The organism is Nocardia sp. NPDC057668, from assembly GCF_042799795.1.
GTDB lineage: Bacteria > Actinomycetota > Actinomycetes > Mycobacteriales > Mycobacteriaceae > Nocardia.
The window spans coordinates 266,547-281,120 of the sequence record NZ_JBHVIC010000009.1 but is presented as its reverse complement, the minus strand read 5'-3'; the positions used below and the strand labels follow the sequence as shown (position 1 = coordinate 281,120).

1 protein-coding gene is annotated in these 14,574 nt (G+C 70.8%); it reads left to right on the top strand.

The features are described from left to right. The first annotated feature begins 6 nt into the window (after positions 1 to 6). Complete coding sequence (locus ACFVBH_RS39230) at positions 7 to 14,244, top strand: amino acid adenylation domain-containing protein (protein WP_379011341.1); 14,238 nt, start codon at positions 7 to 9, stop codon at positions 14,242 to 14,244. Positions 14,245 to 14,574 lie beyond the last annotated feature (330 nt).

Below are 14,574 nucleotides of genomic sequence, written 5' to 3'. Positions count from 1 at the left end.
GGCGTCATGACGCGCGAACTCTCGGCCGAGCAGACCACCGCCACCGTATTCCCGCCCTCCCCGGCGCAATTGGGCCTGTGGTACGCCCAGCGGCTGGATCCCGGCGTTCCGCTGTCGGAGGCGCAGTACATCGAGATGCGCGGGCCGCTGCGGGTTCCGGCGCTGCGCCGGGCAGCACAGCGGGCGGGGACCGAGTTCGGTTCGGGGGTGCTGCGACTGGTCGAGATCGAGGATCAGCCGCACCAGGTGATCGATACGAGCCTCGTGCCCACCGTGGGGTTTCTCGACCTGGCGGATGAGCCGGATCCCGTTGCGGCGGCGCTGGAGTGGATGCGGGCCGACGTGGTCGCGCCCATCGACATGGTCGGGAATCGGGTCGGGCTGTCCACCGTGCTCCGGGTCGGAACGGATCATCACCTCTGGTACACGCGCGGGCATCACATCCTGATCGACGGCTTCGGGTCGGTGACCCTGCTGTACCGGGTCGCGGAGCTGTACAACGCCGAGGTGCGCGGGGAATCCGCGCCGGAGACGACGGCCGCCTCGCTGGTCGCGGTGCACGAGGCCGAGATGGCCTATCGGGAGTCGAGCCGGTACGGCAGCGACGCCGAGTATTGGCGCGGGGTCACCGCGGGGATGCCCGAGCGGTGCAGCCTGGTGTCCGCGACCGCCCCGGCCCGCGCGCTCGCACGGGAGGCGCGGGCGGAGTTGAGCGCGGCGACCGCCGACGGCCTGGCGGCCGCGGCGAAAACCTTCGACACGAGTCCGGCGACCCTGGTCATGGCGGCCGTGGCGCTGTACTACGCCCGCCTCACCGCCACCGAGGACGTGGTGCTGAGCCTGCCGGTGTCCGGGCGTACGACGGCGCTGCTGCGCCGCTCCGGCGGGATGATCTCCAACGTGGTGCCGCTGCGGGTGCGGGTACCGCGCGACGGGTGCCTCGGGGAGGTGGTCGACGCGGTCCGGGTGGCGGCGTCGGGGGCGCTGCGGCACCAGCGGTTCCGGCACGAGGAGATGCGGTTCGAGGACGGGGTTCCGGAGTTCGGGCGGGGGATCGTCGGGCCGGTCATCAACATCATGCTGTTTCCGGAAGGGATCGACTTCGCGGGTGTGCGGTCGGCGCTGCACGTGGTGACGTCCGGGCCGATCGAGGATCTGTTTGTCAACTTCTATCAGCACGGTGCGGACGCGCCGATCCACGTGGATTTCGCGGCCAATCCCCGGCTGTACGACCAGGATTCGCTGGCGCGGCATCATCGGCGGCTGCTCGTGCTGCTGGAATCGGTGCTCGCGGCGCGGGCGGAGACACCGGTCGCGGAGCTGGAGTACTGGATCGGGGACGAGCGGGCGCTGCTCGCGGGGGTGGATGGGGTGGCCCCGCCCGCGCCCCGGTTGCTGCCGGCGATTCTGCGGGATGGGTTGCGGCGGGCGGGTTCCGAGCATGCCGCGGTGATCGGGAGCGGGCAGCGGCTCACCTACGGTGAGTTGGACGGGCATTCGAATCGGCTGGCGCGCCGACTCCTGGCGGCGGGGCTGGGGCCGGAATCGGCTGTGCTGCTGGCGCTACCGCGCTCGATCGAGGCCATGGTCGCGCTGTGGGCGGTGGCCAAGACCGGGGCCGCGTTCGTGCCGTTGGGGACCGGGTCGCCGAGTGAGCGGGTGGAGCGGATCGCGCAGGAATGCGGCGCGTCGATCGGCTTGACCCTGGCGGGGGCCGCGGACCTGCCCGATTCGGTGCGCTGGCTGGCATTGGACAAGCTGCTATCGGAACCGGACTTCGCCCTTCGCGACGATGCGCTCGAGCCCGGCGAACGGCGGGGTGTGCCGCGCCTGGCGAATCCCGCGTACATCGTGTTCACCTCCGGGTCCACCGGTGCGCCCAAGGGCGTGGTGGTCACGCACGCCGGACTTGCGGCCCTGGCCGCGGCAGTGGTGGATTCGTATCGGGTCACGGCGGATTCGCGGGTGCTGCAGTGCCTCAATCCGAGTTTCGACGCCTCGGTGCTGGAGTGGCTGATGGCCTTCGCGTCCGGGACGACGCTGGTGGTGGCCGAGACCGACCCGGTCATCGGTGATGAACTCGCCGCGCTGGTACGGGATTTCGGGATCACGCAGCTGTGTTCTACCCCGGCCGTGCTCGCCACCCTCGAGCCCGGCGCGCTGGACGGGGTGCGCGCGGTGTCCTCCGGCGGGGAGCCGACTCCGCCGGATATCGTGGCGCGCTTCGGCATCGGGCGCGATCTGCTCAATTCCTACGGCCCGAGCGAAACCACGGTCGCCGTCACCTACACGCGGGGCCTGACGCCGGGGGAGCGGGCGGGGATCGGCGCACCGATTCCCGGTGCGGGGCTGCGGGTGCTGGACCGCTGGCTGCGGCCGGTTCCCCTCGGTGTGGCCGGTGAGCTGTACGTGATCGGCCCCGGGGTCGCGCGCGGCTACGTGGGCAGGCCCGCGCTGACGGCCGAACGTTTCGTGGCCGGACCCGGCGGCACGCGCATGTACCGCACGGGTGATCTCGTGCGGTGGAGCGGACCGGGCGTGCTCGAGTACGTCGGGCGCGGCGACTTCCAGGTCAAACTGCGCGGCATGCGCGTGGAACTCGGCGAGATCGACGCGGCCCTGAATACCCATGCCGCCGTGGAGATCGCGATCACCGTGGCACGCGCCGCCTCCGGCGGCGGAACCGTGCTGGCGGCCTACGTGGTTCCGCACGCGGGGTCCATCGTCACCGAGCCGGACCTACTCGATCACGCGGCCCACCGGCTCCCGCCCTTCATGGTCCCCGCCACGATCACCGTTCTGGGCGCGCTCCCGCTCACCGCCAACGGCAAGATCGACCGCCGCGCGCTACCCGAACCCGTTCCCGCCGCGCCACTTTCGCAACGCGGCCCGGCCGACGACACCGAACGCACCCTCTGCGCCCTCTTTGCCGGAGTCCTCGCCACCCCGGCGGTCGGCCCCGACACCTCCTTCTTCGCCCTCGGCGGCGACTCGATCATGGCCATCACCCTTGTCACCCGCGCCCGCGCCGCCGGTCTCGTCTTCTCCGCCCGCGAGGTCTTCGAACACCGCACTCCCGCAGCGCTTTCGGCGGTCCTCACCCACCTGCGGGACCGTCCCGCCCACCTGTCCGAACTCCCCGGCGGCGGGACCGGCCGCTTCCCGTTGACTCCGGTGGCCGCCTGGCTCGTCACCCGCCCCCACCACGATCGCTTCGCCCAATCGATGGTCCTGCGCGCTCCCCGCGGCCTGACCCTCGATTCCCTGGCCACCACCCTCGAATCCCTGCTGGCCCACCACGATCTGCTGCGAGCTCGGCTGGTCGAAACCCCCGCCGGGTACGAACTCGAGGTCCCCCCGGCCCGGGACGTCTCTATCGCCGACCGGCTGGTGCGAATCGTTTGGCAGGAAGCCGATCTCACCGTCTGGTTGCACTCCGATGCGCCGCACGACAGGAGCACGGGTGCGCCGGTCGTACCGGCGACCACGTCCACCGATGCGGCTCACCCCGAATCTCACGGCCACTCCGGCACCGCTCACCATCCGGACGGGGAGCACCAGAATGGCAGCGGCAGCCCGGACTCCGATTCCGCCGCATGCTCAGCAGGGTCCGGCGACGCGCGGGATGTCGAATTCCACTCCGGCCAGCCGACTTCCGGTGTGCGGGAGGTGGCGGTAGCCGATCGGTCTGCCGGTTCGGTGACGGACGAGCTGGCGGCGACCGTTGCGCGGCTCGATCCTTCGGCCGGTCGGATGGTTGCCTTCACCTGGTTGGATTCCGGTCCGGCGAAGTCCGGGCGGCTGTTGATAGCGGTGCATCACCTCGCCTGTGACGCGGTGTCGTGGCGAATCCTGCTGCCGGATCTCATGCAGGCTTGGGCGCAGGTCTCCGTGGGGACGTCGCCGCGGCTGGATCCGGTCGGGACTTCCGTCCGGACCTGGTCGCACGGGCTGGCGACGCTGGCGAATCCGGGCGACGTGGACCGACCCGAATCACCGGCCGCCGGGGACTCGAACAACGGTCCGGGGCCGGGGGACGCCGGCGCAGATCTCGAGGGCACGGCTCGGCGGAACGGAGGAGCCGCGCGGGGATCTGCCGAAAATGCTTGGCCGATCGACGAGTTGAACTATTGGAAGGGCGTTCTGGCGCCGGACGCGATGGTGGGGGAGCGGCGGATCGACCCCGTCGCCGATACCCACGGGGCCGCGCTGCGGTTCACGGTCGAGGTACCCGGGGATGCGGCCGCGCTGCTGGTGAGGCGAATTGCCGCCGCCTACCGGTGCGGGGTCGAGGACGCACTGCTGGCCGCTCTGGCGGTCGCCTTCGCGCGATGGCGGGCGGCGCACGGGGAAGCCGGCGCCGCGCAGGTCGTCGTGGTGGAGCGGCACGGGCGTGACGAGGGCGTCCTGGCAGGGGCCGATCTGTCTCGCACCGTGGGGTGGTTCACCGCCCCGGTGCCGGTGCGACTGGGACCTGTCGGCCCGGAACCTGATTCGGTGGCTGCGGCACTGAAGGCGGTCAAGGAGCAACTGCGGGAGATTCCACGCGGCGGGCTGGGATTCGGGTTGTTGCGATATTCGAACGCGGACACCGCGGCGGAGCTCGGCGCGTTGGATGAGCCGCAGGTGGCGTTCAACTACCTCGGGCAGATTCCGGAGGGAGACGCCGGCGGGGACTGGCTGCCGGTGGGAATGGCCGATCGGCTCGGCGGGCACGCCGACGCGGACATGCCCTTGGCCGCGGTGCTCTCGGTGGACGCCGCCGTGCTGGAATCCGACCGTGGGCAGCGGATTCGGGCGATCTGGCAGCTCGCGCCGAGCGCCGTCCACGCCGGCGCAGTCCGGAACCTGGCGGCGACGTGGGTCGCGGCGGTCACCGAGATCGCCCAGCTGGTCGGCGCGCCGGGTAGCGGCGGCCGCACGCCCTCCGACCTGGGTCTGCTCACCGCGTCGCAGCCCGACATCGATTCGTGGGAGCGCACATTCGGCCGGCTCGATGACGCGCTGCCGCTGACCCCGCTCCAGCGCGGCCTGTTCTTCCAGGCGCAACTGGCCGAGGGCGGCAGTGACGGCTACTCGGTGCAGGCCGTGATCGATGTCGAAGCGGATCTGGATCCCGGCAGGCTGCGCGCGGCGGCCGAAGCGCTGGTCCGACGGCACGACGTACTGCGGGCGGCCTTCGTGCAGAACGGCGATCACGCCGTCCAGGTGATCGTCACCGATGTCCGGGTGCCGTGCGAGTACCGGGTGGCGATCGGCGCGGCCGACGCCGAACTGGACGCGATGGCCGCGGCGGAGCTGCGCACGCCCTTCGCCGTCGACCGCCCGCCGCTGATCCGGTTCCTGTGTCTCGCATTGGGGGAGCGCCGGTTCCGCATCGTCATCACCAACCACCACCTGATCCTCGACGGCTGGTCCATGCCGCTGCTGTTCGCCGAGCTGGTGGCGCTGTACGAAACCCGTGGCGACGACAACGGATTCGCTTCGCCCGTCCCCTTCCGCCGCTACCTGGAATGGCAGGCCGGCCGCGATTCCGTCCGTGCCCGTGCCGCATGGTCCCGAGCCCTCGCGGAGTTGGACGGTCCGACCCTGGTCGCCCCGAACGCTCCCCGCGCCGAGACGGCCACGGCCCCGCGCGCGCACCTGGTCCCCCTGTCCCCGGCAGCCGCCGAACGATTGCGTGCAACGGCCGCCGACGCCGAGGTCACGTTGAACACCATGGTCCAGGTCGCCTGGGCGCTGCTGCTCGCCGAACGCACCGGCGCGACCGACATCGTGTTCGGCGCCACGGTGTCCGGCCGCCCGCCCGAACTCCCCGGCGGGGATCGCATGATCGGAATGCTGGTCAATACCGTTCCGGTCCGCATCACCCTCGACCCCGCCGAATCCCTTGCCGCGCTGCTTACCCGGGTACAAGGGGAACAGGCTGCGCTGGCCGAACATCAATTCCTCGGTCTCGACGACATCCACGCCGCCGGGGCCTCCGGCCCGCTCTTCGACACCGCAACCGTCTTCGAGTCCTATCCGCTGGACGCCGCGGCCCTCACCGCGGCCACCGAACGGGCGCACCTGTCGGTCACCGGCATCCGGGCGCACGACGGCACCCACTACCCCCTGTCCCTGGCGACCTACGCCAACCCCGTCCTGCGGCTGGAACTGACACGCTCGCCGCGCTATTTCACCGCGGAGCAGGCGGATTCGATCGCCACCGAGCTGGCGCGACTGCTGGACGCGCTGACCGGCGACCCGGCGACGCCGGTCCGGGCGCTCGGGGACACACACGGCCGCACCTCACCGGCGATCCGGCCCGGCGCACCGGCCAAGCGACCCGCGCTGCTCCCCGACCTGCTGGACACGAACATGATTCGTGAGTCCCTAGCGGTCATCGGTTCGGCGAGTTCCACCCGGTTGCTGCGAACGCTCGGCATCGAATCCGAACTGCTCCCTCGGACCGAACCATCCGAATCAACTATGGCAACAGCAGGTTTCGCAGGGGGCGCGGAACTGACGTACGAACAGTTGGACACGGCCTCGAATCGGCTGGCGCGGGCGTTGATCGCGGCCGGCGCCGGTCCGGAACGATCGGTGCTGGTCGCCCTGCCACGAACCGTCGAGTCGATGATCGCGTTCTGGGCGGTGGCCAAGACCGGCGCGGCCTTCGTCTCCCTCGATACCGCTCAGCCGGCCGCTCGCACCGCCGCCATCGCCGCCGAATGCGCTGCGGTGCTGGGCATTACCGCCGGGGATTCGGCGGCGGAACTGCCGGACGCGGTGTCGTGGATGGTCGTCGACGACGAGCCCACGGTCGACCGGATCGCCGGGCATTCGGCCGCCCCGATCACCGATGCCACCCGCCGCCGCCCGCTCCGTCCGGACCACGCCGCGTACATGGTCTTCACCTCGGGCTCCACCGGTACCCCGAAAGGCGTGGTGGTCACGCACGCCGGACTAGCGAGCATGGTCGCGGCAACGGTGGACCACTGCCGCGTGGATCGGGACGCGCGCGTCCTGCACTGCCTCAACCCGGCCTTCGACGCGGCAATCCTGGTGTGGCTCAGCACGTTCGCGGCGGGCGGCACGCTCATTCTTTCCGCCCCGGAAACCAATGCCGGTGCGGAACTGGCCGACACCATCGACGCGAACGCGGTGTCGCACCTGATCTGTACACCCACGGTCCTGGCCACCATGGAATCGGACGCGCTGCCCACGGTCCGCGCGATCATCCTGGGCGGCGAACCCTGCCCCGCGACGCTGATCGAGCGAATGTCGCCGGGGCGCGTCCTGGTCAACTCCTACGGACCCGCCGAAACCACCATCGCTGCCGCGTACGGCGATCCGATGACCGCCGGCACGGCGGGGATCATCGATGCGCCCGTCCCCGGCGCGACCCTGCTGCTCCTGGACTCCTGGCTCCGCCCGGTCCCCGACGGCGTGGTGGGCGAGCTCTACATCCGCGGCCCCGGTGTGGCCCGCGCATATGCGGGCCGCCCCGTGCTGTCCTCCGCCCGGTTCGTTGCCGACCCCTATGCCGCAGGCGCGCGTATGTACCGAACCGGTGATCTGATGCGCTGTACCGCACTCGGTTTCGAGTACGCCGGTCGTGCGGACTTCCAGGTCAAGATTCGCGGCATCAGGGTGGAACCCGGCGAAGTGGACGCCGTTCTGTGCACCCACCCGGGCGTGGACGCAACCGTCACGGTCGCCCGCCGAAATCGCACGGGCGCACAGTCCCTGCACACCTACGTGACACTGGCCCGGCAGCCGAGCCTCGGCACCCACTCGGGGTTCGGTGATCCGCAAAACACGGCGCAGGGATCGATCGATACGGAAGACGCGTTCATCGCGCACGACGGTGAACCGGACCGGACCGGCTCGCGCACAACCGATCTCGCCGACCGGCGCACGGCGACCGAACTGCTGGAGTGGGCGGGCACGCGACTGCCGCGCTATCTGGTCCCGTCGACCATCCAGATCCTCGCCGAGCTGCCCCGGACCCGCACGGGCAAAGTAGATCTGCGGTCGCTGCCGGAACCGACGGTGGCGACGGCGGACTACGTCGAGCCGACCGGCCGGGAGTCGGTGATCGCGGAGACCTTCGCCGACGTTCTGGGGCTGGAGCGCGTCGGCGCGCAGGACGACTTCTTCGCGCTCGGCGGCGATTCACTGATCGCCACAAGGGTTTCCGCGCGACTGTCCGCGGCGCTGGGCGTCCCGGTACCGGTTCGGTTGTTGTTCGAAGCGCCGCTGGTCGCCGATCTGGCCCGCCGCACCGGCGCGGCCGGTGACGGTGCGGCGGAGCCCGAGCTGGTGCGCGCACCGCGCCCGAATCCGGTGCCGCTCTCGCCCGCCCAGCAGCGCATGTGGTTCATCAACCGGTACGACCCGGCGTCCTCGGCCTACAACGTGCCCGTGGCCCTGCGCCTTTCGGGCGACCTGGACCTGCCCGCGCTCCGCGCCGCACTGCTCGATGTGATCGACCGGCACGAGAGCCTGCGCACGCTGTACCCGGACGTGGATGGCGTGGGCAGCCAGCGTGTGGTCCCGGCCGCGGCGGTTCCGCTGGATCTCGAAGTCGCGCCGGTCTCCACCACGGAGCTGGTCAGCGTCGTGACGGACACTGTCACAGCGGGTTTCGATGTGACCGCGGCGGTGCCGCTGCGCCTGCGGCTGTTCCGAGTGGAAACCCGCGCGTCAACGCCGCACGATCCCACTTCGGGGAACTCCTCGCCCGCCGGATCCGCTGCGTCCGATTCCGCTCCCGAATCGCCCGCGCCCGCTAACGCACCGCCTGTGACCACGCCCGAACACCCGGCCGCCGGTGCGGAATACGTCGTCGTCCTCGTCGCCCATCACATAGCGACCGACGGGTTCTCCATGGCCGCCCTGACCCGGGATGTCGCCGCGGCCTATGCCGCGCGGGCCGCCGGGCATCTCCCGGCCTGGGAGCCGCTCCCGGTGCAGTACGCGGACTACACCCTGTGGCAGCTGGCTCGTCTGGGCAGCGCGGACGACGCCGGTTCACTGCTGTCCCGGCAACTCGACTATTGGTCGAACACCCTCGCGGGCCTGCCCGACCACCTGGAAATACCCACGGACAGAACACGTCCGGCGCGAGCGTCCTACCGCGCCGCCGAGTGCACCGCCCGGCTCGACGCCGACCTCACGGCCGCGATAGAGAGCCGGGCTCGCGCACAGCGCGCGACCCCGTTCATGGTCGTGCACGCGGCCCTCGCGGCCCTGCTGTCGCGCCTGAGCACGAGCGCCGACATCGCGATCGGCACCCCGGTGGCGGGTCGCGGCCGGCCCGAACTCGACGACCTGGTGGGCATGTTCGTGAACACCCTGGTGCTGCGCACGGAGATTCGCCCGGACGAACCCTTCGCCGATCTCCTGGACCGGACCCGCGACGCCGACCTGGCCGCCTTCGACAACGCCGACGTCCCCTTCGAGCGACTGGTGGATCTGTTGTCCCCGGCTCGCTCCGCCGCCCGCCACCCGCTGATCCAGATCATGCTGATCTACCAGAACCTGCACCTCCCGGCCCTGCACCTCCCGAACCTCACCGTCGCCCCGCTCGAATTCCCGCAAACCACCACCAGATTCGACCTGAGCCTGACGGTGACCACCGATCCCGGCGGCACGACCCTGCGCTGCTGCTACGCCACCGACCTCTTCGACGAGTCCACCGTCGCGACGCTTCTCGAGCGCCTGACCCTCGTGCTGACGGCGGCGACCACGTCCCCGGCCGCGGAATCGGCGATCGGCGACATGGACATCCGCACTCCCGCCGAACACGCTGCGGCCCGTCGCGCACCGGTCCCGGCGGCGGCTGCACGCACCCTCGCGGAACTGATTCACGACGCCGTCACCGCCAATCCCGACGGTATCGCCGTCGTCTGCGACGACCGCGAACTGACGTACCGCGAGCTGGACGCCCGCGCCGAACTCCTCGCGCGCCGACTGGTCGATGCGGGCGCGGGTCCGGAAACCCTGATAGCGGTGGGCATTCCCCGGTCGATCGAATCGGTGCTGGCGGTCTGGGCGATCACCCGCACCGGCGCGGCGTTCGTCCCCATCGATCCGGCCTATCCGCCCGAACGCATAGCCAGGATCATCGATGTCTCCGATGTGCGCCTCGGGGTCACCGTCGCCGACCAGCGCGACCGGCTGGGCGGGCAGGTGACGTGGCTGTCGGTGAACGGCGAAGCCGGACCGTCGCGGGCGGACTCGGTGGGCGAGCGGAGGTCACGTGATGCTGCGGGACCCGTTCTCGGCGAAGCGCTTTCCAGTCGGGGCGCCTACGACAACTCGTGCTCGCCGGTGCACGGGGCAACCGAACGGATCGACGTCGGTGGAGCCCATCCGCGGGACCGCGGACCGGCGGACCAGCTGTCCCCGAGCACGGGTGCATCGGTGGCTGACACCGGCACGGGCGGGACCGTCCGAGATCTCGGCACCGCAGCGGGCGCGCCTGCGAGAAGCAATGCCGCGCGCCCGGAGAATCCGGCCTACGTCATATTCACCTCCGGCTCGACCGGTGTACCCAAAGGCGTCGTGGTCACGCACGCCGGACTGGCGAATCTCGCTGCCGCCCAGCACGATCGCGACCACATCACCGGTGACGCGCGCGTGCTGCACGTGGCCTCGCCCAGTTTCGACGCCTCGATCCAGGAGATGGTGATGGCCTTGAGCGCGGCCTGCCCGCTCGTCATCGCGCCGCCCGCGGTGTTCGCCGGGCCCGATCTGGGCCGGCTGCTCGCCCGCGAACGCGTCACCCACATCGCGCTCACGCCCTCGGCGCTGGCCACGGTCGACCCGGCTGGGATCGATTCGCTACAGGTGATCATCAACGGCGGCGAGCCCTGCCCGCCCGAACTGGTCGCCGTCTGGGCCGCGCCGGATCGACTGCACTTCAACGACTACGGCCCGACCGAGACCACCGTCTGGGCGACCGGCAGCGCTCCGCTTCGGCCCGGTGACCCGATCACCATCGGCAGCCCGATCGTCGGCGCCGGCGCACTCGTGCTGGACCGGCGGTTGCACCCGGTGCCGGACGGGGTGATCGGGGAGCTGTACCTCTCCGGAATCGCTCTGGCCCGAGGCTATTACGGTCGCGCCGACCTGACGGCCGCGCGCTTCGTCGCCCACCCCTACCTCTCCGGCGTGCGCATGTATCGCACCGGTGATCTGGTGCGCAGCCGGGCCGGCGATCTGGAGTACCTGGGCCGCACCGACACCCAGGTCAAGTTGCGCGGTCTGCGCATCGAGCTCGGTGAGGTCGAAGCCGCGCTGGCGGCGAATCCCGCTGTCGTGCAGGCCGTCGCCGATGTCCGTCCGGAAGGCGGCGGCGGTCTTGTCGGTTACGTGGTGATCGCTCCCGGGGCCGATGTCTCGGCTCGGCAACTGAAGAAGGAGGTGGCGCACAGACTTCCGTCGTACATGGTGCCAACGGCCGTCATGGTGCTCGAGGAATTGCCGCGCACCGCCAATGGCAAGCTCGACCGGGCGGCACTGCCCGCCCCGCAGCTGTTCCCCGGTGCTCATGAGGCGCCCGCCGGTCCCGTGGAAGAGGCGGTAGCCGCGGTATTCGCCGAGGTTCTCGGCGTCGACCGGGTGTGGCGCGCGGACGATTTCTTCGCGCTCGGCGGCAATTCCCTCATCGCGACCCGGGTGGTCGCCCGCCTGGGCGCGGCACTGGGGACGGCCGTCCCGGTCCGGGCCCTGTTCGACGCGCCGACGGTGGCCGAGCTGGCCGCGCTCATCGTCACCGGCGGCGCGCTCGACCGTCCCCGGCCCGGCCCGCGGCCCCGCCCGGATCGCATCCCGCTGTCCGCCGCACAGCAGCGCATGTGGTTCCTCAACCGCTACGATCCGAGCTCGCCGGTCTACAACATCCCCGGCGCGTTCGATGTGACCGGGCGACTGGATATTCCGGCCCTGCGCGCCGCCATCGACGATGTGACGGCCCGCCACGATACGCTGCGCACGATCTACCCCGAGGATTCCGAGGGCGTGCCGTACCAGCTGATCCTGCCCGCCACCCCCGGCGGCACCCCGCTGCTCGAAATCCACACCGGGACAACCGAGATCGACAGCGCGCTGACTGCGCAACTGGCGCGCGGCTTCGATATCACGACCGAGCCGCCCCTGCGCGTGTGCGTCCTGCACCTGGGCCGGGAGCACGCGATCCTGGCGCTGGCCGTGCACCACATCGCCGCCGACGGCTGGTCGATGGCGCCGCTCGCGCGAGATGTGCTGGGCGCGTATCTGTCCCGGACGAGGGGCGAACCGCCGGCCTGGTCCCCGCTCCCGCTGGACTACGCCGACTACGCCCTCTGGCAGCGGGAAATCCTCGGCTCCGACGCGGATCCGAGCAGCCTCGCGCATCGGCAACTCGATTTCTGGCGCACCCGGCTGGCCGAGTTGCCCGCGGTCCACCGCATACCCACCGACCGCCCGCGTCCCGAACTGCCCTCCGGAATCGGCGATCGCATCGAGTTCGCCATCCCCGCAACCGTTCACGACCGGCTGCAACTGCTCTCGCGGGAACACGGCGCGAGTCCGTTCATGGTCGTGCACGCCGCGCTGTCGCTGCTGCTGGCCCGGCTGTCCGGAGCCGCGGACATCGCCCTCGGCACGGTCGTCGCGGGTCGCGGCGACGGTGAACTCGACGACCTGGTCGGCATGTTCGTCAATACCGTGGTGCTGCGCACCCGGATAGACCCGAACGCAGACTTCGCCACCGTGCTCGATGCCGTGCGCCGCGACGATCTGGCCGTCTACGGCAACCTGGACCTGCCCTTCGAGCGCCTGGTGGAAGCGCTCGCGCCCGTGCGCACCACCGCGCAGCACCCGCTGTTCCAGGTCCTGCTGGCCTTCCAGAACATCCAGACCACCGCGATAGCGTTGCCCGGCTTGGATATTCGCGCGCTCGATGCCCCCGCGCCGGGTTCGAAGTTCGACCTCGAATGGATGCTGGCCGAAAAGTTCGGTCCCACCGGCGATCCGGCGGGCCTGACCGGATCTCTCACCTTCGCGACCGATCTGTTCGACCGGGAGACCGCGCAGGCGCTGGCGGACGCGTTCACGAACCTGTTCGCCACGGTCACCGCGAATCCCGACCGCGCCGTCGGAGACCTGGAAATCCCCGGCGCGGCACTTCCCGCCCTGACCACCGCACCCCGCACACCCGACCGCGCCACCCCGGCGGCCGATCACCGCCGGGCGTACCGTGCTCCCCGGACCCCGGTCGAAAGTGCCTTCACCACCGCTTTCGCCACCGTCCTCGACGCCGAACGGGTGGGCGTCGACGACAACTTCTTCGAGATCGGCGGTAACTCCATGGCCGCGGTCCGCCTTCTGACGCTGATTCGCGCGGAGACCGGCCACACCGTTCCGCTGCACTGGATGTTCCTGGACCCGACCCCCGCGGCCCTCGCGCGCCGACTGGCCGAGGACTCCGTGCACCCGGAAGTCGAAGCGTCCCTGCATGTCCTGCTCCCCATGCGCACGGGCGGTTCCGCGGCCGCCCTGTTCTGCGTCCATCCTGCGGTCGGATTGGCCTGGTGCTACGGCGGATTGGTGCGGTACATCGGCCGGGAGCGCCCCGTGTACGGCATCCAGTCGCCGGGCGTGGCCGAACACGGCGTCGTGGAGCCGACCATCGTCGATCAGGCGGCCCGCTACGTGCGCGAGATCCGCCGCGTACAACCGCACGGTCCGTACCACCTGCTCGGCTACTCCGCGGGCGGCCCGCTCGCGCACGCCATGGCAGTCGAACTGCGCCGCGCCGGCGAACAGGTGCCCTCGCTGATCATGATGGACGCGCGGGCGGACACCGGGAGCACCGACGGGCGCGCGGCGCCGCCGCTCGGGATCCTGCTCGAGGAGTTCGCCGGCCTGGACATCCCGCCCGAGTTCGCGGATCTCGACGCCGCGCACGCCGCCGAACTGCTGGCGAACGCCGGAATCTCCTTCACGACAGCGGAGATCGAACGCCTGCACGGCGACCTGCGCGCCCTGCTGCACCGGCTGTCCACCCACCGCCCCGAGGTGTTCGACGGCGACCTGCTGTTCTTCACCGCCGCGGGCAATCCGGACCCGGTTCCGAACGTCGCCACCTGGCGGCCGTACGTCGCGGGCGAAATAGCCGAGCACACGGTCGAATTCGGCCACAATCAACTGATCACCGCGGAAGCCTTCGCTCGACTCGGCCCGATCATCGACTCCCACCTCAGCCGCTAGCCGCGAGGCGCTGACGCGAGCGGGGTGGGTCGGCGATATACCGAACGAGCCGGGACCTGTCGCAGTCCATCCGTTACCGCGACCGGTTCCGGGACACCGGGACTTCGCAGCTTCGGGGAGGACCGAATCCCCTCGCCCGCCGGCTAGTAGTTACCGGCGATTGTGAAGGTGGCCTGGTTGTTGGCCGGGTTGGCATCGCCGCTGTCGGCGGCTTCGCATCCATCGGACCCTGTTAGTGCCGCCGCAAGCTGAATCGAACGGCTGTACACCGGCACCGACAGCAGGACGGCGATCCGAACCGGTGCCGCCGCCCGCGCGGCAGAGCGCTGA